This is a genomic window from Burkholderia sp. 4M9327F10, assembly GCF_005503145.1.
Lineage (GTDB): Bacteria > Pseudomonadota > Gammaproteobacteria > Burkholderiales > Burkholderiaceae > Paraburkholderia.
In genome coordinates, this window is the sequence record NZ_SCNV01000025.1 from 1 (window position 1) to 21749 (window position 21749).

The 21749-nt window shown below is 62.0% G+C and carries 26 protein-coding genes and 2 pseudogenes; 22 read left to right on the forward strand and 6 right to left on the reverse strand.

The genetic code is table 11. The features are described from left to right. From FFS45_RS21630 to FFS45_RS21640, 3 genes are all read left to right on the forward strand, one after another. Nucleotides 1-610, forward strand: a 610-nt coding sequence (locus FFS45_RS21630; RefSeq protein WP_249362876.1) for a DUF932 domain-containing protein, incomplete at its 5' end; no start/stop codon positions are given. A gap of 78 nt (nt 611-688) precedes the next feature. After that, on the forward strand, nt 689-2740 hold the full coding sequence (locus tag FFS45_RS21635) for a ParB N-terminal domain-containing protein (RefSeq protein ID WP_137956675.1): 2052 nt from the start codon (nt 689-691) through the stop codon (nt 2738-2740). 750 nt (nt 2741-3490) lie between these two features. Next, nucleotides 3491-3808 carry a DUF736 domain-containing protein gene (locus FFS45_RS21640; protein ID WP_137956676.1) on the forward strand — a complete coding sequence of 106 codons (318 nt, stop codon included), beginning with the start codon at nt 3491-3493 and terminating at the stop codon, nt 3806-3808. A 52-nt stretch (nt 3809-3860) separates the two neighbouring features. On the opposite strand, the gene FFS45_RS21645 is transcribed toward FFS45_RS21640, so the two are convergent. After that, complete coding sequence (locus FFS45_RS21645) at nt 3861-4151, reverse strand: helix-turn-helix transcriptional regulator (protein WP_137956677.1); 291 nt, start codon at nt 4149-4151, stop codon at nt 3861-3863. 298 nt (nt 4152-4449) lie between these two features. On the opposite strand from FFS45_RS21645, the gene FFS45_RS21655 reads away from it, so the two are divergent. The 13 genes and pseudogenes from FFS45_RS21655 to FFS45_RS42145 all read left to right on the forward strand — a co-directional run bounded on the left by FFS45_RS21655 (nt 4450) and on the right by FFS45_RS42145 (nt 13899). Continuing rightward, nucleotides 4450-4800, forward strand: a complete 351-nt coding sequence (locus FFS45_RS21655) for a DUF2958 domain-containing protein (RefSeq protein WP_137956679.1) — start codon at nt 4450-4452, stop codon at nt 4798-4800. Nucleotides 4801-5125: 325 nt separating this feature from the next. After that, nucleotides 5126-5881 (forward strand): DUF2285 domain-containing protein, encoded by a 756-nt coding sequence (locus FFS45_RS21660; protein ID WP_137956680.1) that lies wholly within the window; start codon nt 5126-5128, stop codon nt 5879-5881. Nucleotides 5882-6006: 125 nt separating this feature from the next. Further along, nucleotides 6007-6288, forward strand: coding sequence for a helix-turn-helix domain-containing protein (locus FFS45_RS21665; protein ID WP_085561521.1), 282 nt, complete (start codon nt 6007-6009; stop codon nt 6286-6288). Between the two features lie 14 nt (nt 6289-6302). Further along, entirely contained in the window at nt 6303-7151 is an 849-nt protein-coding gene (locus tag FFS45_RS21670; protein ID WP_137956681.1) for a replication initiator protein A, read from the forward strand. 241 nt (nt 7152-7392) lie between these two features. Then, nucleotides 7393-8031 (forward strand): ParA family partition ATPase, encoded by a 639-nt coding sequence (parA, locus tag FFS45_RS21680; protein WP_137956683.1) that lies wholly within the window; start codon nt 7393-7395, stop codon nt 8029-8031. After that, nucleotides 8028-8279, forward strand: coding sequence for a chromosome partitioning protein ParB (locus FFS45_RS21685; protein WP_137956684.1), 252 nt, complete (start codon nt 8028-8030; stop codon nt 8277-8279). The genes parA and FFS45_RS21685 overlap by 4 nt, the downstream gene beginning before the upstream one ends. After that, entirely contained in the window at nt 8276-8812 is a 537-nt protein-coding gene (locus tag FFS45_RS21690; protein WP_137956685.1) for a DUF2840 domain-containing protein, read from the forward strand. The genes FFS45_RS21685 and FFS45_RS21690 overlap by 4 nt, the downstream gene beginning before the upstream one ends. Beyond that, nucleotides 8809-9393 carry a S26 family signal peptidase gene (locus FFS45_RS21695; protein ID WP_137956686.1) on the forward strand — a complete coding sequence of 195 codons (585 nt, stop codon included), beginning with the start codon at nt 8809-8811 and terminating at the stop codon, nt 9391-9393. The genes FFS45_RS21690 and FFS45_RS21695 overlap by 4 nt, the downstream gene beginning before the upstream one ends. Continuing rightward, nucleotides 9390-9857, forward strand: a complete 468-nt coding sequence (locus tag FFS45_RS21700; RefSeq protein WP_137956687.1) for a hypothetical protein — start codon at nt 9390-9392, stop codon at nt 9855-9857. The genes FFS45_RS21695 and FFS45_RS21700 overlap by 4 nt, the downstream gene beginning before the upstream one ends. Continuing rightward, nucleotides 9854-11815 (forward strand): relaxase/mobilization nuclease and DUF3363 domain-containing protein, encoded by a 1962-nt coding sequence (locus tag FFS45_RS21705; protein ID WP_137956688.1) that lies wholly within the window; start codon nt 9854-9856, stop codon nt 11813-11815. Before FFS45_RS21700 ends, FFS45_RS21705 begins: the two co-directional genes overlap by 4 nt. Before the next feature lie 300 nt (nt 11816-12115). Further along, the gene (locus tag FFS45_RS21710; RefSeq protein WP_137956689.1) at nt 12116-12481 is read left to right on the forward strand and encodes a hypothetical protein; all 366 of its coding nucleotides are present in this window, start codon (nt 12116-12118) and stop codon (nt 12479-12481) included. Nucleotides 12482-12692: 211 nt separating this feature from the next. Next, nucleotides 12693-13517: pseudogene (locus FFS45_RS42420) on the forward strand (MFS transporter); the annotation flags it as partial. A 55-nt stretch (nt 13518-13572) separates the two neighbouring features. After that, nucleotides 13573-13899 carry an NAD(P)-dependent oxidoreductase gene (locus tag FFS45_RS42145; protein WP_249362882.1) on the forward strand — a complete coding sequence of 109 codons (327 nt, stop codon included), beginning with the start codon at nt 13573-13575 and terminating at the stop codon, nt 13897-13899. 215 nt (nt 13900-14114) lie between these two features. Here FFS45_RS42145 and FFS45_RS21720 read toward each other — a convergent pair whose 3' ends face one another. Beyond that, nucleotides 14115-15029: a LysR family transcriptional regulator gene (locus tag FFS45_RS21720; RefSeq protein WP_137956691.1), complete on the reverse strand. Its 915-nt coding sequence runs from the start codon at nt 15027-15029 to the stop codon at nt 14115-14117. Nucleotides 15030-15189: 160 nt separating this feature from the next. On the opposite strand from FFS45_RS21720, the gene FFS45_RS21725 reads away from it, so the two are divergent. Further along, a complete protein-coding gene (locus FFS45_RS21725) occupies nt 15190-15975 on the forward strand; it encodes an SDR family oxidoreductase (protein ID WP_137956692.1) in 786 nt (261 codons plus the stop codon). Between the two features lie 68 nt (nt 15976-16043). Continuing rightward, nucleotides 16044-16751: a ribonuclease activity regulator RraA gene (locus FFS45_RS21730; RefSeq protein WP_137956693.1), complete on the forward strand. Its 708-nt coding sequence runs from the start codon at nt 16044-16046 to the stop codon at nt 16749-16751. A 33-nt stretch (nt 16752-16784) separates the two neighbouring features. Here the strand turns inward: FFS45_RS21730 and FFS45_RS42425 are convergent. Further along, nucleotides 16785-16898, reverse strand: a pseudogene (locus tag FFS45_RS42425) (IS5/IS1182 family transposase); the annotation flags it as partial. A gap of 13 nt (nt 16899-16911) precedes the next feature. On the opposite strand from FFS45_RS42425, the gene FFS45_RS21740 reads away from it, so the two are divergent. Continuing rightward, nucleotides 16912-17316 (forward strand): PhzF family phenazine biosynthesis protein, encoded by a 405-nt coding sequence (locus FFS45_RS21740; RefSeq protein ID WP_249362877.1) that lies wholly within the window; start codon nt 16912-16914, stop codon nt 17314-17316. A 46-nt stretch (nt 17317-17362) separates the two neighbouring features. After that, nucleotides 17363-17824, forward strand: a complete 462-nt coding sequence (locus tag FFS45_RS21745) for a RidA family protein (protein ID WP_137956695.1) — start codon at nt 17363-17365, stop codon at nt 17822-17824. On the opposite strand, the gene FFS45_RS21750 is transcribed toward FFS45_RS21745, so the two are convergent. The 3 genes from FFS45_RS21750 to FFS45_RS21760 all read right to left on the reverse strand — a co-directional run bounded on the left by FFS45_RS21750 (nt 17740) and on the right by FFS45_RS21760 (nt 20357). Further along, complete coding sequence (locus FFS45_RS21750; RefSeq protein ID WP_171029711.1) at nt 17740-18339, reverse strand: transporter substrate-binding domain-containing protein; 600 nt, start codon at nt 18337-18339, stop codon at nt 17740-17742. The two genes, FFS45_RS21745 and FFS45_RS21750, sit on opposite strands and share 85 nt — an antisense overlap. Nucleotides 18340-18364: 25 nt before the next feature. Continuing rightward, the gene (locus FFS45_RS21755) at nt 18365-19567 is read right to left on the reverse strand and encodes a pyridoxal phosphate-dependent aminotransferase (protein ID WP_137956697.1); all 1203 of its coding nucleotides are present in this window, start codon (nt 19565-19567) and stop codon (nt 18365-18367) included. Between the two features lie 514 nt (nt 19568-20081). Then, the gene (locus FFS45_RS21760) at nt 20082-20357 is read right to left on the reverse strand and encodes a hypothetical protein (protein ID WP_137956698.1); all 276 of its coding nucleotides are present in this window, start codon (nt 20355-20357) and stop codon (nt 20082-20084) included. 10 nt (nt 20358-20367) lie between these two features. On the opposite strand from FFS45_RS21760, the gene FFS45_RS21765 reads away from it, so the two are divergent. Together FFS45_RS21765 and FFS45_RS21770 are read left to right on the forward strand one after the other, a co-directional pair. Beyond that, nucleotides 20368-21258: a LysR family transcriptional regulator gene (locus FFS45_RS21765; RefSeq protein WP_137956699.1), complete on the forward strand. Its 891-nt coding sequence runs from the start codon at nt 20368-20370 to the stop codon at nt 21256-21258. 53 nt (nt 21259-21311) lie between these two features. Beyond that, the gene (locus tag FFS45_RS21770; protein ID WP_137956700.1) at nt 21312-21557 is read left to right on the forward strand and encodes an EexN family lipoprotein; all 246 of its coding nucleotides are present in this window, start codon (nt 21312-21314) and stop codon (nt 21555-21557) included. Nucleotides 21558-21749 lie beyond the last annotated feature (192 nt).

The following is a 21749-nucleotide window of genomic DNA, read 5'->3' on the forward strand; positions in this document are numbered from 1 at the left end:
CGTTCTGTCCACTTTTTCTTCTAATCTGATGGACGTCCCGCAGACTGGCGATTCCAGTATTTTCAAGGCTCAGGCTGATGTCCATCGTTTTTCTCTTGCGCGTAACGATGGCACGAGCAGCTATCAGATGCTGGCCGGGATGTTCCGCTTCGTGTGCCAGAACGGCCTCGTTTGCGGCAACACCGTGGCGGACGTGCGTGTACCCCACAAGGGCGACGTGGCCGGGCACGTCATCGAAGGCGCTTACGAAGTCCTGCACGGTTTCGACCGGGCGCAGGAATCTCGCGATGCCATGCAGGCAATCACGCTGGACAGCGGGGAATCGGAAGTGTTCGCCCGCGCCGCGCTGGCGTTGAAGTACGACGAGGCCACGCCCGCGCCCATCACCGAATCGCAAATCCTGATGCCACGTCGTCACGACGACAGCCGCAGCGACTTGTGGAGCGTGTTCAACCGCACGCAAGAAAACCTCATCAAAGGCGGGCTGTCCGCCCGCGCCGCGAACGGTCGCCGCCAGACCACGCGCCCGGTGCAAGGCATCGACAACGGTATCCGCCTCAATCGCGCCTTGTGGCTGCTGGCCGATGGCCTGCGCCAGTTGAAAGTCTGAACCCCACAGCGGCAGGGGCAGGCAGCAGCCCTCGCCGCTTCTTTCGCTGCTGCATCTCAACCGCTAGGAGTTGTCACCATGAACGCCGTTACCAAAACCAAAGCCTTCGCCCTCGAAACTGCCGAGCCGCTGGAAGTGGCCGACCCGACCAAGAACCTGATTCTGGTTCCGCTGTCGCAACTGTTGCCGCGCCGCTCCAGGCGCAATGTCCGCACGATGGCACGCCAGTCCATCCCCGAATTGGCTGCAAGCATTTTCCGGGTCGGGTTGTTGCAAAACCTCATCGTCATCCTGTCCGCCGATGGCGAGCAATACGAAGTCGTTGCGGGCGACCGCCGACTGACCGCGTTGAAGCTGCTGGCGAAGAAGAAGCGCATCGCCACCGATTACGAAGTGCCGTGCCTGCTGGTGGCCGATGCGTCCGCCCGTACCGTGAGCCTTGCCGAGAACGTGCAACGCGAGGCCATGCACCCCGCCGACCAGTTCGCGGCCTTCGCCGCGCTGGTCAAGGAAGGCCGACCCATCGAGGACATTGCCGCCGATTTCGGCGTGTCTCCGTTGACGGTGCAACGCCGCTTGAAGTTGGCGAACGTGTCGCCGCGCTTGATGACGGATTACCGCGATGGTGGCGTGACGCTGGAACAGTTGACGGCCTTGACCGTCACCGACGATCACGCCGCGCAGGAAGTCGCGTATTACAGCGCGCCTGATTGGCAGCGCGGCGCATCGGCGCTGCGCGAGCGCCTGACCGAACGCGAGATTGACGCCACGCATTCGCTGGTGCGCTTCGTCGGGTTAGATGCCTACACGATGGCGGGTGGCGGCATTCGGCGCGACCTGTTTGCCGACGATGACAGCGGCACCTATCTGACCGACGCCACGCTGCTGGAAACGCTGGTGCGAGGCAAGCTGGACGCGCTGGCCGAGGACGTGCGCGACGAGGGTTGGGCATGGGTGGAAACCGTACCGCATATGAGCCATGCCGACAGGCAGACGTTCGAGAACGCACCACGCCAGCGGCGCGAGCCGACCGCCCGCGAAGCCCGCCGCATCGCTTCACTGCAAACTCGCCTCGACAAGATCGACACGACACTGGAAGAAGCCTACGACCCCGAGGACGAGGACAAGGTGGCCACGCTGGAAGAACAACGCCAGCAGGTAGCCGGGGAACTGCGAGCCATCGATGACGCCTTGCAGGACTACGCCCCGGACGTGCGCGCCGTGGCCGGTGCCATCGTCACGCTCGACCGCGATGGTGAAGCCGCCATTCATCGCGGCCTGCTGCGCGAGGCCGAAGCGAAAGCGCTGCGCACGCTGGAAAAGTTGCGGCAAGGTTTCAGTGCAGGCGCCAGCGCGAACGACCAGGAAGGCGATGATGCCGACGAAGCGCCCAAGACCGCGAACCTGTCTGACCGGCTGGCGCAGCGGTTGAGCGCCCATCGCACGGCGGCGCTGCAAATCGAAGTCGCGCAGCATCCGCACGTCGCGCTGGCCGCGCTGGTGCATGGCATGGTGCAGACCGTCTTGCAGCCCCACACCTACAGCGGTGATAGCCTGCCGCTCGGCGTGCGCGTGAACGTGCAAGACCGGCTGGAAAGCGTGGCACCGGATTGGTCGGAATCGTCTGCCGCCGTGGCGTTGCGCGAGTTTCAGCGGGTCGCGGGCGAGGCGTTGCCGCAGGTCAGCGCCGAACTGTTCGCGGCGCTGCTGGCGAAGTCGCAGGACGAACTGGTGCGGTTGCTGGCCGTATGCGTGGCGTCTACGGTGGACGTGGTGACGCCTCGCGCTGCGCAGCGCCCGCCCGGCGCGGAACTGGCGCAGGCCGTGGGGTTGGACATGGCGGCATGGTGGAAGCCGACCGGCGAAAGCTATTTCCGGCACGTACCGAAGGCCGCGATTCTGGAAGCCGTGGGGCAGTACGCTCCGGCGCACGTCACCCGCCTGTCGAAGTTGAAGAAAGGCGACATTGCCAGCGAAGCCGAACGGCTGGCCGAGGGCACCGGCTGGATGCCTGCCGTGTTCCACATCGACCACGACACCGAGCCGGAAGGCGTACCGGAGGCGGCAGACGAAACGGATACGCCGGAAGATGCCGCCGACGAAGTGGAAGCGCACGCGCTGGCCGCGTGAGGTAGTCCCATAGCCCCGGCGCAACACGCCGGGGCTTTCTTTCATCCAAGACCGGGCGCGGCAGGTTTCGACGTCCACAGCAAAACCGCCCGTCGTCGCCTTCGATCAGGCGGCGACGGGGCGGGCGCGCAAGCAGCTTGCGCGCGACACAGTGAATCGGTGCCCGCTGACGCGGGCAAGATTTTCAACCGCGCTCCGCCGCAATGGACGGGGCTTATGCGGGGCTACGCCCCAGCTTGCTGCGGCAGGTCGCGCCAAAGCGTGCCGTCCTCGACGCTGGCGGTTCGCCTGTCCGTCAACGAAGGATGGTTCACCGACACGCCGTTCGACCTTGCCTAAGGAGCGTCCACACCACGCCTCACGCACGAGGCCGCATGCTGCAGCAGGAGCATTCTCGTCTTGTAGTTTGTGTTGGCCTTGCCTGCGTCAGGGCACAAGCCAGTGCAGCCGTCATGCGCTGATACCGAGGTCGGCCATATCTCCTTTCGGGAGTGGGCGGCCCCTGCGTCCTTGGCTTGTCGTGAATCCTGGCGAGGGCACGGCTGCGCCTTGGGCTTCATGGCTGCAACCTTCCCGCGAAAACAATTTCCCCGCCGCTGCGCGGCTTCCTCGCGCAGCAAATTCTTTTCGCTTCCAGGTGCTCCACGCTGTTGCGCCCGCTGCGCGATGCAGCCCGCCCATCCCTCGCCGGCCGGTTCACAACAAGGACGCGATGGGCGCGACCTTGTTCAACCCGAAAGGAGAAACATCATGGCTAACATCGGCACCTTCACCGCAGAGAAAGACGGCTTCACCGGCACGCTCCGTACCCTGACGCTCAACGTCAAGGTCAAGCTGGTTCCCAACGACAAAGGCGACAACGAGAACGCCCCCGACTTCCGCGTGCAGGCGGCAAGCCACGACATCGGCGCGGCGTGGAAGAAAGTCAGCAAGGCCGAACGGCCCTACGTGTCCGTGACCCTCGACGATCCTTCGTTCCCGGCAACGGTCTATGCCCGCTTGATCGAGAACGAGGAAGGCACGCACGACCTGATCTGGTCGCGCAGCAAGCCACAGGCGGCGGACTGACCGCCGCCCACCGCGCCCCGTCCGTTGCGGCGGGGCGCTCTCCGTGTGATGCCTACGCCTCGGACACCGCGAGCTGGCGTTCCGTGGCGGTCATCACTACGGCCGTACTGCATCCAAGCGCGCTGGCGATCTTGAAAATGATCGCCAGCGTGGGCATGTGCTCGCCCCGCTCGATCTTGCCCATGTGGGAACGCTCAATGCCAGCCAGGTTGGCCAGCGATTCCTGCGCAATCCCGCGTTCCGTTCGCAGCGCGCGCACCGACGCGCCGAAGGCTTGCGCCAGCTCAGCATCGAAGGTGGTGGCACCGGCCGGTCGGCCGCGCTGGATGGATCGCTTCTGCATGGACAGAAGCGTCCAATCGCGGGACAATTAAAACCACGTTATCTTTAACTCATTGGCGGCAATTTAATCCGCTTCCGTGCTTTTGCTGAAATCCGCATCGGCGGATTTCAACTGAACCAGAGAGGCACATCCGTGTCTTTCCTGACCAGCACAATTCCGCTTCGGCGTTTTCCTGCATGGTCGGATTCGATGGCTTGCGCATCCGTGCTTCTGCATGAAAGCACGAATCCGGTTTCGCGGTTCCGTGCCTCGGTACAGAAGCGTATCCGTGCATCCTCGGCTTTACGGGGTTTCTGACATGACCCAGCCGCTGACCACCGCCGCTGAGCGTGCGCAACTGCTCATCAACGGCACCGCGCGCGCGGCCGGCCAAAGCATCGACCCGATGCCGGTGATACGGCTGTTTACCCCGGACGCGCACGCCATCTGGCTGCTCGCTGCGCTCGATCCGGCTGATGGCGATACCGCCTGGGGATTGATTGACCTTGGCATCGGGATGCCGGCGCTGGGGATAGTCAAGCTGTCCGACCTGGCCAGCATCGTCGGGCCGCAGCAGCGGCCCATCGTGCGCGACCTGTATTTCTATGCAGCACGGCCGCTATCAGAGTACGTCCAGCTCGCGCAACGCGATGGTTCCATCCCCGACTGACCACAGCGTATTGTGTCTTTTCCGGTCTAATGTCAGACGAATACGGTCTCGATCCGCACTCTTGCACCAGACGAGTGCAACCCCGACTAAAAGAGACATGATGCGCGGTACGGGTTGCGGCAGGGTGTCGAGTGCCGCGCGTCATTTCTGTGCGGCGTAGCCGCCGCACTCGGACGATCCGTGCCAGGTTTCGGAGCCAATCGGCCTTTACCCCATCGTTACAGTTTGAGTTCTCGCCTACTGAATGGCGTTTTGATGTTGCCGATATCGTAGCTCCCATGTTCGACGCCCGTGGCGACGTGCCTGCTCGACAGGAGGTTGCGTCGTGGCTGATCGAAGCACCAATGCCTGGTATCCCACTGCGGCGTATCTCTACGTGCTGCATCTGGACGGTCCCGCGCTGGCGTGGGAATACCTGCGCCGGCATCCCGGCTACCGGCGCGACTGGCTGCGCCGTCGCCCCCGGCCGGACTTGGCGCAGGCCTGGGGCCTGCGCCTGCTAGAGGACCCGGCGCTGGATGCGCGCGACGCACATCCGATCTGGTTCCCCGACCACGACACCGTGCTCCAGCTCTACCCGGACGCCGACCCACTGCCCAATGCGGCGGTGTTCGAGTTCTGGCGCATCCCCGGCCACAAGCAGCTGACCCACGACGGCAAGCGCCTGGTGCTGGTGTCGCGCGGGCTCCGCTACCGCGTGCGGCTCGTCCTCGCGCCAGGGCTGGCCGAGGGCATGCCCTACCTCTATGCCGTCCGCGCGTGCCTCACCCCTCGCGCAAGCTACCGTACGATCCTGGCCGAGCTGGACAAGCTGGTGACAGAGGACGGATTTGCGCCTGCAGCGGTGGCCCGTTCCCGGCCCACGCCGTCCGCGCTGCTGGAATTGCACACCTTGCAGGCGCTCGACGCGACCCTTGCGGGCGCGTCCTTGCGCGAAACCGCCGCAGGGGTGTTCGGCGCCGAGGCAGTGGCCGCTGGCTGGTACACCGACGGCGGCCTGCGCTCGCGCGTGCGCCGCTTGGTGCGGCGCGGCCAGTCGCTGATGCGCGGCGGCTACCGCCGCCTTACACAGATCGATTGATTTGCACAGGGTCGTATTACCTGCGTTGCAAAACGACCCTCTGCGCCACGCATCGCTATCTTGAAACTGCCTCCATCCGGCTGCGCTGGTGCCGCCGGCGTTTTTGACCGATGGAGGTCCATCCGATGCGTCCCGCTCCCTTGCGGCCTGCCGCCGTACCCGTCGCCACGCCCGCACAGCCCCAACGCTACCTGACCAACGATGAAGCTGCCGAGTATCTGCGTCTGTCGCCGCGCACGCTCGAAAAGCAGCGCGTCATCGGCAACGGGCCGAAGTTTCGCAAGTTCGGCCGCCGCGTCATGTACGCGGTCGCCGACCTCGATGCCTGGGCCGACCAGCGCAGCTACGAAACCACGTCCGATCCCGAATACGCCGAGCATCACTCGGCCGACAGCCGTGCGCGCTGATTGCTGGCTCGCCGGTGGCCGTCGCCATGTCCAGCCCATCGCAGGAGCGGAACCAGCTCGACCTGTTCCGCGCGCTGCCGGGCGACGGCATGGTGCCGCGCGACAGCCAGGATTTGATGGCCTTTCCGTTCTTCTCACTGGCGAAGTCGCGGCGCACCGCGCCGATCGACTTCAAGAGCGGAAACGTCACGATCCGCGTGGAGGGCACGCAGGAGCACGGCATCGCCACGATCTGGGATGCAGACGTGCTGATATGGGCGGCCTCGCAGATCGTCGAAGCGCGCGACGCGGGCTTGCGCCCGTCGCGCCTGATGCACGCCACACCCTACGAGATCCTGCGCTTCATCGGGCGCGGTGTGTCGCTGCGCGACTACCAGCGCCTCAAGGCCGCGCTCGACCGGCTCCAATCGACGACCGTAGCGACTTCCATCCGGGAGACGACCGGGCGGCGACTGCATCGCTTCTCGTGGATCAACGAATGGAAGGAACTGGCCAACGCCGGCGGCACACCGTTGGGTATCGAATTGATCCTGCCGGACTGGTTCTATGCCAGCGTGCTCGACGCCGCCTTGGTGCTGACCATCGACCCGGCGTATTTCCGGCTCACGGGCGGCATCGAGCGGTGGCTGTATCGGCTCGTGCGCAAGCACGGCGGCAAGCAGCCCGGCGGCTGGCAATTCGACTTCCGGCACCTGCACAAGAAATCGGGCAGCACGGCGAAGCCCTACGACTTCGCTTGCGACCTGCGCGCGCTCGTCGCGCGGCAGTCATTGCCCGGCTACGTGCTCGGCATCGAGCGGATGCCGGACAGCAACACCGAACTGCTGACCTTCCGATCTGTGCCGCTCACGGCACGGGGATAACTGCGGGACAAGCTGTGAATGGCCTCGTGCTATCAGGCGTGCCGGGTATCGTGCTATCAGGCGTGTCCCTATCGTGCTATCAGGCGTGCAAAATCGTCGAAAAGCCAATAACGGCGCGGGTTTCAACGCCCTCTAACTTATCTAACTTAAAAGCTCTAACAGATAGTAGAAGCACGCCGCGTCGGTGGACAACCACGAAACGGCACGCCTGCGTCGTTCCTCCAGCACGGCGGAGCATGCCATGATCGTTGCCTTCCTCAACCAGAAAGGCGGCGTCGGCAAGACTACGCTCGCCACCCACGTTGCCGGCAAGCTGGCAATGCGCGGGCAGTCCGTCATCCTGCTCGATGCCGACCCGCAAGGCTCGGCGCTGGATTGGACGCAACGCCGAAGCCAGCAAGGCTTGCCACGGCTGTTTAGCGCCGTGGGTCTCGCCCGCGAGACGCTGCACCAGGAAGCGCCGGAGCTGGCCCGTCATGCCGATCACGTCGTCATCGACGGCCCGCCGCGCATCGCTGCCCTGGCGCGCTCCGCGCTGCTGGCGGCCGAGCGCGTGCTGATTCCCGTGCAACCCAGCCCCTACGACTTGTGGGCCTCGTCGGAGATGGTGGCGCTGATCCGAGAGGCCCAGGTATTCCGGCCTGCGCTGCGCGCGGCCTTCGTCGTCAATCGGCGCGTCAGCACCACCATCATCGGCCGCGAGGCGCGCAACGCGCTCGCTGAACAGCCGCTGCCGGCACTGCGCGCGGAAGTGCATCAGCGCATCGTCTTCGCCGACAGTGTGGCCGCTGGCCGGCTCGCCCACGAGACGGCGCCCGACAGCGCTGCCGCGCAGGAGATCGCTGCGCTGACCGACGAGCTGCTGCGGTGGCCGGCATGAGCCATCGCAACGGCAAGCGCGTCGGCATCGGCGCACGTCCACCGGCGAACCCGCACGCTGAGGCGTGGGTTCGCCAAGGCGACGCCGACGGCATTCAGAAAGGCGACCTCTACACCGCGCGCCTGACCCTCGACATTACACCCGCCATGCGGGCGCGCATCAAGGTGTCGGCCTTCACGCGCGGCGTGACCGTCGCCGAACTACTGCGCGCACTGCTGGAACGCGAGTTCCCGGAGAAAACGCCATGAACGCAAAACCTTCGGCGGCAACGGCTGCGCCGCCGGCATCGCTTGCTGTGCTCGCCGGCCAGGCCGGCATCGCGCCATTGACCCGCGTTTCGCTCACCTACATAGAACAACGCATCGACGTATATCTGCGCTTTGGCGAACCGGCTCGCACCATCCGGCTTGACCGCTGGCGTCGCGTCGCGGTGTTCCTGCCGCGTGCGATGTTCTGCCGTATTCGCTGGCAGGCCAACGACTACGGCACGATCCGCTGGCAGCTCATGGTGATGCAGGCTTGCACGCCATTGGACGCGGCGCAGCGCATCCCCGGCGTACTGCCGGGCGCGTACCTGTTGCTGCACGCCGAGAGCGAACCCGCCGTGCGCGCCGTGCTGGCGCAACTTGACGCCATCGAGGCGCAGAACATCGCGCCCGCTGACGTGGCACCTGCGTACTGGCGCACGCTCGGCAACCGGCTCGCTGCGCGTTTGCCGCGGCCGGCTTACACCGCCGAGCGGCACGCCGTCTGGCTGGCCGGGAGGAGGCTGCCGCGATGACCATTTACCCATCCGGAACCGCGTCGCATCCTCACTCGCGCTGGCAGGTTCGCATCAGCGTAGCGACACTGGCCGCCGTCGGTTTCGCTGCGCTCGCTTGGGCGTCCCTCGTGTCGTCGCTGCCGCGCCTGACCTACAACCCGTCCGACAGCGTGGCGGTCGGTTGGTATCGCATCACACCGTTCGATCCGCGCACCGCCTCGCTGCCACGTCCGCCGTCCGTGGGCAGCATCGTGCTGGTGCCGCTCCCGGCCAAAGCCGCCGCACTGGCTGCGCAGCGTGGCTACCTGCCGACTCGCATTCCACTCCTCAAGTCGGTCGCCGCCGTTGCGCCGCAGGTGGTGTGCATCACGGGCGGCATCGTCCGCATCGACGGCGTGCCTGCGGCCGCCGTGCTGCGTGCCGACCGCATGGGCCGTCCGCTGACATCGTGGCAGCACTGTCGACGCCTCAAACCGGGCGAGCTGTTCCTGTTGAGCACGACGAATCCGGCGTCGTTCGACAGCCGTTACTTCGGGCCAGTGAGCGCATCCGCTGTAATCGGCGTCGCGCATCCGGTCTGGCTGGAGACACGCCGATGATGGCTGCCGATTCGCTGCATGGCATCGTGCATCCGATCGTGCCATCCGGCATGTTCTTCCTCTGGTCACCGCCATTTCGCTGCGCGTGTCGTGCGAGCGATGATTTTGCGTATTCGGCGCTGCACGTCGCGCAACATCCGGCGACCCTTTCCCCCGTGCAGGCATCTTGCCTTGGACGCGCCCGGCCGATGGCCGTGGCCGCGTTCCCCGGCGCGCGGGCTGCAAGCAGCACCGCGCCACCGGGCCGCCGATGCCCGGAGCGACAGCGATGGGCAAAGGCGGAAGGCAAGATAAAAGGTCGCGGCACATCGCCGCTTGAAAACCTTGTCTGCACATGGGGGGAGCGCGGCACGCGCCACGGGGCAGCAGCGTGCCACGAAGGTGCGCCACGCCGCATCGGAATTGGCGAAGTCGCGTGCTTCGTCCGCTGGACTGCGCCAGTCTTGGTTGGAGCCACACTATGAGCCAACGCGACGATGACCGTTTCCGCGTCCGCCCGGGTGTGCCGAAACAGCGCTGCGATGCCTACGTCAACAAGGTGCTGCGGCAGGCCAACAAGGCCGGCACGAAGCTCGGCAAGGCGGCCGGCAAGGTCGGTCAGCGCCCCGGTTCCCGGCTGGGGCGCGGCCACGCCGCGGCGCGCTTCGTGGGTCGCGGACTTGGAGCGAACGCCCGGCGCGTGACGATCAAGACAAGGCTGGTGAATCTGAAACAGGCCGGGCCGCGCTCGACCGCCGCGCACCTGCGCTACATCGAGCGTGAAGGCGTCGATCGTCAGGGCGGGCCGGGCCATGCCTACGGGCCGGTGACTGACGATGCCGACCTCGAAGCGTTCAAGGAGCGCGGCGAAGGCGACCGCCACCAGTTCCGGCTCATCGTCTCGCCGGAGGATGCCGAACAGCTTGACGACCTGCGCACCTATACCCGGCACCTGATGGCGCGCATGGAGGCCGACCTGGGCACGCGGCTGGAGTGGGTCGCGGTCGATCACTGGAACACAGATAATCCGCACACGCACGTCGTCCTGCGCGGTAAGGACGATACCGGCAAAGACCTCATCATTTCCCGCGACTACATCGCCGAGGGGATGCGCCGGCGAGCATCCGAGCTGGCGACCGAATGGCTGGGGCCGCGCACCGAACTGGAGATGCAGCGCGCCATGCAGCGCGAAGTCGAACAGGAGCGATGGACGGGCCTGGATCGCGCCTTGCAGCGCGAGGCCGGCAATGATCCCTTGGTGCGTGTGGAACGCTTTGCCGAACTCCGATTGCAACGTCTGCGGCAAGTGCTGATTGGCCGCTTGCAACACCTGCAGCGCATGGGGCTGGCGACCGAGCAGCAGCATGGCGCGTGGGCCGTCCACGCCGACGCCGAAACCACGCTGCGGGCAATGGGCGAACGCGGCGACATTATCCGCACCATGCAGCTGGCCATGAGCGGCCAGCAGCGCGAGTTGGCCGTGTTCCATGCCGGCGGGGATGGCCGCGCCATCGTCGGCCGCGTCGCCGGCAAAGGGCTGGCCGACGAGCTATATGACAAAGGCTATCTGATCGTCGATGGCACGGACGGCAAGGCGCACTACGTCGCGCTGTTGCCGAGGGCGGAACTGGGGCAGTATCCGACCGGAGCCGTGGTGGAAGTCAAAGGTGCGGCCGACGTGCGCGCCGCCGACCGAAACGTCGCCGCGCTGGCCGTCAATGGCGTGTACCGCACCGATCATCACCTGGCCATCGCCCAAGGTCAGGCCACGCCCGACCGCGACCCGCGCGAGGTGGTGGCCGCGCATGTGCGCCGGCTCGAAGCCCTACGCCGGGTCGGCATCGTGGAGCGCGAGGCCGAAGGCGTCTGGCGTGTGCCCGGGAACCTGGCCGAGCGTGGTCGCCAATACGACGCTCGGCGGCTCGGCGGCGGCGTGGCGGTGTATCTGAAATCGCACCTGCCCATCGAGCGGCAGGCCCGCGTGATCGGCGCCACCTGGCTCGACCAGCAATTGATCGGCGGTGGCAAAGGACTGGGCGACCTGGGCTTTGGAGCCGAGGTCAAGGATGCGCTGCGCCAGCGCGCCGACTTCCTGGCCGAACAGGGGCTGGCCGAGCATCGCGGGCAGCGCGTCGTGGTCGCCCGCAACCTGCTGGCGACGCTGCGCGGGCGCGAGCTGGCTCAGGTCGCGAAGGACATTGCCATCGAAACCGGCCTGGAGCATCGGCCGGTGGCCGACGGGCAGCGCGTGGCCGGTATCTACCGGCGCAGTGTGATGCTCGCCAGCGGACGCTACGCGATGCTCGACGAGGGAACAGGATTCAGCTTGGTGCCGTGGAAGCCGGTGATCGAACAGCGATTGGGACAACAGCTCGCCGCGACGGTGCGCAATAGCGGGGTCTCTTGGGAGATTGGGCGACAGCGAGGAATGTCGATCATCTGACGTAGTGCGGTCAAACGCAACCGACGATCAGGCCATTCCTCGCTGGTACTCGCTGTGGAGACGAGAGGCCGTCGGAGAGTTGAACAAGATATCAAGACGCGTGCGTGCAATCATCTGACGGAACTGACCATGTCGCGTGGGATCTCCGGCATCGTGCATCGTGCATCGTGTCGGTCGTCCATGTGCTGAGTCCTGATACTTCCAAACGTGAGGCAGAACTGTGTTGGAATAATTCTCCAATGCAGTCCTGTCGTGATCCCATAGGGCTCCCACATCTATATCAGTGCCGCCGCGGTCATCATGGACGATCGCGGCTCACCCGTACGCAACGCCAACGAAAGCGCCCACACGTTCCCGAACAGTTCCTCCGGCCATATCGCAAGCAAGGCGTGGAGCGACGCAGCCGTGCTAGCAGCGGACAAACCCAGCTTTCGCACTATCAGCGGCTCGCATGAATTCCGCGTGATCGCCGACACGGGACATCAAGTCGGCGATCAGCGGGGCGGCTACACCGCGGCTCACCCGGACGAGTTTGCACCTCTCGCCGCACTCGCTGCGCATGGTAATGCCCAATCACCGATTGGGCTCTGGAAGACCGCGCATCCACGTGGTGTCGTGCGAGCCTATGAAGAAGGCGGAGGTATCGGGGGGCATGCGCTTCGTTGACGGCTTAGCATTTTTGTTTTGACACATTCCTTTCCCGACTCAAACCGGCGAAGATTTATCGCTTTTTTCTCGACGTGCCCCCTCCTACCGTGAGGCACAAAAACCGCGAGCTGCGGCAACCAATGGAGGAAGTAAGTGTGACAGAGCCGGATGCAATTGAAGCGGTGACAATGCGCAAGCTATCGCGCAGGATCGTACCGTTTTTAATGCTGTGCTATGCGCAGCTTACATCGACCGAGTGAATGTCGGCTTCGCTGGTCTCACGATGAACAAGGATTTCGGCTTCACGGCCACTGTGTTCGGTGCAGGCGCCGGACTTTTCTTTCTCGGGTACGTACTCCTTGAAGTGCCGAGCAATCTCGCGCTGTACAGGTTCGGCGCGCGGCTATCGTTCGCGCGCATTGTGATTTGCTGGGGGTTGCTTGCCACAGCGTCCGCATTCATCAGTGGTCCGCTCAGCTTCTACACGATCCGATTTCTGCTGGGTGCAGTCGAAGCCGGATTCTTTCCTTGCGTGTTGTTCTATCTAACGCTGTGGTTTCCCAAAGCCTATCGCGGGCGGATCGTCTCGATGTTCATGACGTCAATTCCAGTCTCCGTCGTGATCGGCGCGCCGCTGTCTAGCCTGCTACTTAAACTCGATGGCGCGATGAGCATGCGCGGCTGGCAGTGGCTTTTTGTGATCAAAGGGGTGCCTGCCGTATTGCTCGGCGTCCTCGTGCTGTTCATGCTTGCGGACAAACCCGCCGACGCGACCTGGCTCTCGGACGAAGAAAAGGGCTGGCTCAGCGAACGGCTTGCTCGCGAACGGCAGCAGACCGACGAGGCTCAATCTGCATCGCTCTTCCGCGCCCTGGCGAACGGGTCTACACTCGGTCTCGTGCTCGCGTATTTCGGGCTCGTGACCTGCACGGTCGGCATTAGTTTCTGTCTACCGCAGATCGTCAAGTCGCTGGGGCTCGACAATTTGCAGACTGGCTTCGTGACGGCGATTCCTTCCGTTGCGGCGCTGATCGGCATGGTCCTGATCGGACGTAGCTCGGATCACCGATGCCACGCGCAATCTCGTCGGTCGCGCGGCGATCGCACGCATGAAACCCGGCGTCGTGCTCATCAACACGTCCCGTGGCGAAGTCGTGGATCTGAACGCACTCGAAGACGGACTGCGAAGTGGACGGATCGGAGCGGCTGGCTTGGACGTGATGCCGACCGAGCCGCCCGACCGTCCGCATCCGCTGGTGAAGGCGTGGACCGACAGGGAACCATGGTTGGAGGGGCGTCTGCTGGTGACGCCGCATACTGCGTTCTTCAGCCCCGAAAGCGTGCTCGATCTGCGACGGCTCGCGCTCAAGACCGTGTTGGACTATCCGGCGACAGGCGCGCCAAGAGCATGTGTCAACCGACGCGAACTCACGTAACCGCTCCCTAGACACGCTTAGATGTACGAGGCCGCGGCGTAGGTCGACTTTTTTTCTGCGCGCGTCCGAGATCTAGACGCGAGTGAGCCGCTTTTTCTGACGCGCTGCCCGCCCGAACATCGTTGCTGCAAAGGCCGGCGCTCGCGGCGCGAGGGCTTGACATCTGCGCCCGTCAACAGTGAGTCGCGAGTGAACGACCATGCACCACGCAACCCTTACCGCGGAGAAAAATAGGCCGGAGCAGTTCGAGTAAAATCACAAACATCAGATGCCAGCGACGAGACATACCGCAAAAAGTCATCGGCGCGAGCCTTCTTGTACATCATCACGTAGGGTGCTCGAGGAAGCGGCGGCTTACTCCGTAGCAGTCGCAACTGCCCAGCGGAGATAAGGTTATCGAAAATCCGCTTGGGCAGGTAACTAATCCCCAGCCCACCCAATGTGAGAGAAGCAATGGCCGTGAGGCTGCTGCTCGACAACGTGTTTTCGATCTTGACTCGGTTGTCCTGCAGCCATCGTTCGATCATATCGCCAAGGCCGGAGGCGTGCAGCTGCACGATGATCGTATGTCGGCACAGGTCACGCAGTGGCAATTCGTTAGCGCTATCGAGATACCCGGGGCTGCACATCCAGGCGTACTCGACCGAATCAAGCGCCATCAGCTCGAACTGTGCGTCCCGATAGGTGTCCGGCACGACAACCATATCGAGTTCCTCCTGAGCGAGTTTCTCCATGAGATGGGCGCTCGAATCCACTGTCGGCTCAAGCGCGATCTCGGGATAGCTGCCGCGAATACGCTGCACCAGAGCCGGGAGCCAAGTCATCGCCGTTAGTTCGGTCACACCGAGTCGCAATACCCTCAGTGTGGGCGCCATCACCGCACTCATGCCCATGATACGGTCGCGCACCTCCAGTATTTCCCTTGCCATGACGAGCAGCCGCTCGCCCTGTGGAGTGATCATCGCCTTGCGGTGAGTGCGATCGAATAGGGCCACGCCCAGCAGCGATTCCAGTTCCTGCAGGCGTTTCGAAATCGCGGACTGAGTCGTGTTCAAGCGAGAAGCCGCTTGCTCGAGCCCGCCCAATTCTGCTGCCCAATAAAAACCTTCCAGTTGCTTAAGTGTGACCACAGTTGGCGCGCGAGTTATTTGGAAAAAAATTCCGATTTTGGGGGATAAAAAGTCGCTTGTGGAATGATTACTCGGAACTCTACCATGCCACTAAGGTCTGTGCGAGCGCGGCTAGTTTTGTGCTTGGACACAGGCTTTCGGCACACATATGAGGTCACGAATGGATCTTGGAATTTTTGGAAAGACCGCTCTCGTCCTAGGCGGCGCGGGCGGACTAGGTTCGGCGATCGCCTTTGCGTTGGCGCGCGAGGGGGCATCGGTTGTCATTGCTGACCGCGATAGCCAGGCGCTCGATGCGGTGAGAGAGCGTCTGGCGGAGTCGCAGTTGGATTGTCATTCGATCGTCTGGGATCTGGCCGATTTAGACGCGGTAGATGAAAAAATCGCGTCGATCGAGTCGCGCCTAGGGACTGTCGATATCTTGGTTAACAACACCGGTGGACCGCCTCCTTCGGCGGCGCATGGGCTTGGTGCGGCAGTTTGGCGGGAGCATTTTGAGAAGATGGTTCAGCCACCCATAGCGATCACCGATCGTGTTTTGCCGGGCATGCGCGCTAAACGCTGGGGGCGCGTCATCACGAGCGCATCGTCGGGCGTAATTGCACCGATCCCAAACCTGGCCGTTTCCAACGCGTTGCGTTCGACCTTGGTCGGATGGTCGAAATCGCTGGCCAGAGAGGTTGCGGCGTACGGCGTGACGACCAACATTATCATTCCAGGGCGCATCGCGACGGCCCGCATCGCATTCCTCGACGAGCAGAAAGCAAAGAGAGAAGGAAAGCCGGTAGACGCAATCGCGGCTGAAAGTACCGCCTCAATTCCAGCGGGGCGTTACGGGCGCCCGGATGAGTACGCGGATATGGTCGCCTTTCTTGTCAGCGAGCGCGCGTCTTATATCACCGGCTCGACCGTACGCGTCGACGGTGGTCTGATCGCCAGCATCTAGGGTAGCGAGCAAGTCGCGCGGGATACATCAGTTGAACAGAAGCTTCATGTCTGCGGTGGAGAATTTCAATGATTGGTAAAGACATTGTTGAGACGTTGTCGAAAGTGACGACTGCAACATTAACGACGATTCTCTTCAAGAAAGGCTTGCGAAACGTCTGGCTGCGTCGAACGGCGCCGCTTTTCAATGGTCAACGCCGGATCGTGGGTGAAGCGTTCACGATGCGATTTGTGCCCGCGCGCGAGGACGTCGCAACGCCGGCGGCCTGGTCGTCGCCAAAATCAACTCGAGCGGCCGTCGAAGCAATGCCGGAAGGATGTGTAGTCGTCGCGGATACTATGGGCGTTGCCGATGCGGGGATTTTCGGCGACATCCTGTGCGCCCGCATGCATCAAAAAGGTGTAGTGGGATTAGTGACGGATGGGGCTTTGCGCGACCGTATGGGCATTGCGGACGCAGGATTGCCCGTGTGGTGCAGCGCGGTCGCCGCCCCGCCGGCCGTCGCGCAACTCGCCTTTGTCGACTGGCAAGAAACAATCGGCTGCGGAGGCGTGGCTGTTATCCCGGGCGACGTGATCGTTGCTGACGACGACGGTGCGGTCGTCATTCCTGCCCAGTTGTTGCTCGACGTGCTTGACGTCGCGCTAGCTCAGGAGCAAAGCGAGTCATGGATTCTTAGACAGGTCAAATCAGGAGCGCCGCTCAGCGGCCTCTATCCCATGAGCACGGAAAATCAGGCTCGCTATGAAGCCGATGTCAGGGCAGGGTTGGTCTAAGAGTCGCTGACACAAGTAAACCACAAAACGTGAGCAGATAACGGCAGCGGCCAGGGAGAGTAACGCAGCATGGATGTCGAGACGCCGCTCGAAGCGAATGCGCAGTTTGCCGAAGCCGGCGAACCAGGCGTGCGCACGCTCGACCACCCCAAAAGCGCAGATGGAGTGCGTGCTCCATTGCGAGATAAGCGAGGTGCGAGAAAGCGTTGGTCGTTACGTATGCGTTCTCGGTAGCGAAGCGGAGGTTCGCGATGTGAATGTGAACGTCTGTCAGGCGTCGACGCTACCGCTCCCGGTATTGATCGCAACGGAAAGAGGTAGCGACTGCGACTTCGTTTCCCGATATTTCGCACCGACGAAAGGTGTGCCCGAAGATCCCATCACCGGTACCTCGCATTGCACTCTTGCCCCATTTTGGGGCCGTCGTTTTGGCAAGACGCAATTACATGCCCGGCAGCTATCGGACAGAGGTGGAGAGATACACTGTTCTCTTGACGATGACCGCGCTCGCCTTACCGGTGAATGCAGATATATCTTCAGGGCACGATTGCAGTGCCAGTCTTAGGCTAACAACCCAATCGCAACCGGCCAATGGCCGCAGGAGAAATCACATGTCACCGGAAGAAAAAATTGTCGCTCTGGGTTTTGAGCTACCGCCGGCTCTGCCGCCGCGCTTCAGCTACATCCCGTACAGGCAGGTTGGAGATATGATATTTCTCGCGGGGCACGGACCGAGGCTCCCCGACAACACCTACCGAAGTGGAAGGATCTCAAGCGACGACCAGATTCCTGGCGCGTACGCTGACGCGCAACTCACTGCGCTGAACATTCTTGCCACGCTCAAATCTGCGGTTGGAGAACTGAGCCGAATCAAGGCATTCATTAAAGTTCTGGGAATGGTAAACGCTGCACCGACCTTCACTTCGCATCCGAAAGTGATTGATGGCTGCTCCGATTTGCTCATTAATGTATTTGGCGAAACGGGCCGTCATGCTCGATCAGCCGTCGGGACGTCGTCACTACCTAGCGACATGACAGTCGAGATCGAAGTGATCGTACAACTCGCTGCATAACACTTGGCTGACGGGCCATCGTCGAAGGTGACGATGTTGCTGTCCGTCAGTACCTGTCGAGCGAAGAGCTCCGGCGTCGACGCCCGAATCGCGCTGATGCTTTTTCCTTTTAGGTTTGCGAGCGTTTTGAGGCCCGAATCCGACTTGACCAGTAGCGGAATTGGCATCTGGTAATAGGCCGAGGAAAAGTCGATCTGCTTGGCGCGTACAGGTGTGTAGCCCATGGCCGCTACGACGACGTTGACCCGGCCGGTCAGAAGGGCTGGAATGCGACCCTCCACCGATAGGGTCTTCAGGTCGAGCTTGACGTTCAAGTCCTGCGCGATGGCAGCACATACGTCGACGTCAAAGCCGACTACGGAACGTGTCTTCGGATCCTGATAGCCGAGCGGCACGATGTCGCCGAACACGCCACATGTCAGCGTGCCGCTCGCTTTGATATCGGCGAGCTCGTCTGTATGGGCATTGAGGCTCAGCACGCAGCAGACTGTCAGAAGGGTTGCGAGTGGTTTCACGATGTCTCCTTGGTTTTGGGGCTAGTTATCGAAGTTGTTCGCAGGCTTGCAGGATGCGGTCACACGCTTTCGTGATGACCTCCGTCGAAGTGGCGAACGAAATCCGGAACGCTGGCGACAGCCCGTATGCGGCTCCTTGCACGGTCGCGACCTTAAATTCATCGAGCAGATACATGACGAAGTCGCTATCGTCTTTGATGATCTTGCCCGTACGCGTGGTCTTCCCGATATGCGCCGCACAGGACACGTAAACGTAGAACGCCCCTTCGGGTCGCGGGCAGCTCAGCCCAGCTTTCCCGTTTAGAAGGGAAACGATCAAGTCGCGCCTGGCGCGATAGGTGTTCCGCCATTCCCGGAAGAAGTCAAACGGGCCCGATAGAGCAGCAAGTGCGGCTGCCTGGCTCACTGCGGCGGGATTGCTGGTGCTCTGGGACTGCAGCTTTTCCATTGCCTCGATAAGGTGAACCGGACCCGCGGCATAGCCGATTCGAAAACCCGTCATGGAATACGCTTTGGACACGCCGTTGATTGTCAGGGTGCGATCGGCGAGGTCTGGGTTGACCGCCGCAAAAGTAGCAAAGTGAGTGGCGTCATAGAGCAGGTGCTCGTAGATGTCGTCGGTCATGACATAAACGTGCGAGAAATCGCGCAGCAAGTCACCGAAGCTCCGTAACTCACTCGCGGTATAGGTGGCGCCCGTCGGGTTATTTGGCGAGTTCAACACGAGCCACTTCGTGCGCGGCGTGATCGCGGCTCGCAGCTGAGAGGCCTTTACTTTGAACTGCTGCGTCGCGTCGGCCGTGATCACTACTGGAACGCCGCCGTTGAGCCTGACAATGTCCGGATACGAAACCCAATAGGGTGCGAGTACGACAACTTCGTCGCCGCTATCGATAGTGCAAGTCAGAGCGTTGTATATGATCTGTTTCGCGCCGTTCGCGACGGAGACCTGCTGCTGCGTCACCCGCAAGCCGTTTTCGCGTTCGAACTTGGATACGATTGCCCTCTTGAGATCGGCTGTGCCGTCGGTCGCAGTGTATTTAGTTGTGCCCGCACGCATAGCATTTGCTGCGGCTTCGACGATGTGCGGGGGTGTAGGAAAATCTGGCTCCCCCGCGGTCATGTTGCAGATGTCGACGCCTTCAGCGGCGAGTGCTTTGGCCCGCGTCATTGCCGTGATACTCGGGGAAGGCTGAATACAATCGAGACGCGTTGCGAGAAAGATCATGAATGGGCACCGTCAGGCTGAATTTGCCCTGACTTTGCAACTCGTCAATACAGTCGTCAATGGAATATTTGGATAAAATAAATGTCGATTCTGGAATGTTGTGCTGGTGGCTCACGATTAGCGTTGTGGGCAGGTCCAGTTCGGGGAGAGAGCGGGACTTTGCGTCGCGCTAACTGCAGCCCGTGCAATGAGCTGCCGTTCCTCCGTGCGCCGGAATTCTTTCGGCATGCGGTGGTGATGCGTCGCCGACTGGGCCCATCTCCCTCGTCGCTGCGGATTCGGCTGTGCCCAGCAGTTCAGGCCGTACCCAACGTTTCTAGGAGGAATATTCGCTTCGGGCTTTCCAAAATGTCCCTTGTCGTTAGGGTGCAATCGTTCATAACATCAGAGGATAATTTTGCACAACGTACGACATGGCATTCAACTCGGCAGAGATTTTGGGATTGGCGAGCCCATCGTCGATGGTGTTGACGGCGATATGAGCCGGCGCGACTTTGGACACGGCACTTTCGTGCTATTCAACCCGGCCGAAATTATCGATCTTGCGCATGTCGCCTTTCGTGTGAGCGAGGAACAGTTCGATACTATTGTGGGACGACTGCACAACCTTGGCGTGTCGGTCGGAAACCGGCACGACGACACGCGAAATGGTCAAACCGATGACCTCGAGTTGGACGGAGCAGGGCGTGTCTACTTCGTCGACGAGGACGGCCACCTCTTTGCGATCACGTGCTGAGTGCGCTCGTTCCAGCAGGCAGAACATGAGCATCTGGCGCTCAATCAAAGTCATCTAAAGCCCAATGGAGCTTCGACACTTGCGCTGCTTCGTTGCCGTAGCCGAAGAGCTTCACTTCGCGCGGGCTGCTGAGCGTTTGCATATTGAGCAGTCACCGCTATCGCGTGCTATCAAGGAGCTAGAAGAAGACTTGGGAGCGCGGCTATTCGATCGAACTACTCGTAGTACTCGACTGACGTGGACCGGCCAAGTCTTCCTCGAAGATGTACGTCGCATTTTTACAGCATTCGACCAAGCCCGTGCCAATGTGAAAGCTACCGCCAACGGTTACCGCGGCATTCTTCGTCTTGCTCTCTCCGACGGTATTGTTCCTTCGCGTCTGGCAACGCTGCTTGCACAAAATCGTGCAGAAGAACCGGAGGTGGAAATCCGATTGTTCCATGTGCCGTTTTCACAACAGGTTAGAGGGCTTCGCAACGATCTCTACGATGTTGGGTTCGCACAGTCGGATCACGTTGGTGAAGGTATCCGTGCCACGCCCGTTTGGCGCGACCCGTTAGTTGTCGTGGTGCCGGCACGCCATCCACTGCTGAGGCATAAGCGCATTCCCCTAGAAGACGTACTGCGTTACCCATTGGTGCTATGCCACCCAGAAACTTGTGAGGGGAGCAGTCGGCAGATCAACCGGGTACTGCGTATGGTCGACTCTGAGCCAATCGTTGCCGACCACGTGACGACACATGACATGCTAATAGCGCTGGTGGCCGCGGGTTACGGTATCGGTCTGACCAATGCAACCCAGGTCGAAGACTTCCGCCATGCTGACGTTGTCGTCCGTCCTTTGGCAGGCAGATCAGTTAGTTTGACGACGTATGTATTGCGGCCGCACGGTGAGCCTTCTGAAACGCTGCGGAATTTTATTGCGCGACTCAAGCCTGATATTGATTCGACGTAGAACGACAAAGCCCTAGGTGTTGTGTCTGGATATTAGCGGCAGGAGGATATTTCGTGAACAAATCCGCTCTGGTATTGACAGCTTCCTTGCTGGCGGCATGTAACAGAACTACCCCCATGGACGCCGTGGCTTATTTGATTGCTCACCCTGACCGACTGCGTGAGATCGAGCAGCAATGTGCAAACAATTACGCGCAGGTCGGTGCTGCTGAGTGTAATGTGGCGTCCCAAGCGCGCCACCGCCTGTTCATAGGAAACGGCCCGCAATACGCGCCGTCGAAAGAGCCTCCTAATTTCTGAGTCGTTGGGCACGCAACATATTTCGTGATGCGCTGCGACTTACGTCATTACATGCGCGAATGCGCCGTGATGCGCTACCCATTTCTCTAGCTGGAAATCTTGTTGTTTTAATCATTCTTATCGCTATAACGGTCTTTGACCGGCACTGACCCGGCACCGATGCTCCTGGCTATGCGGCACGTTTTCGCTGCG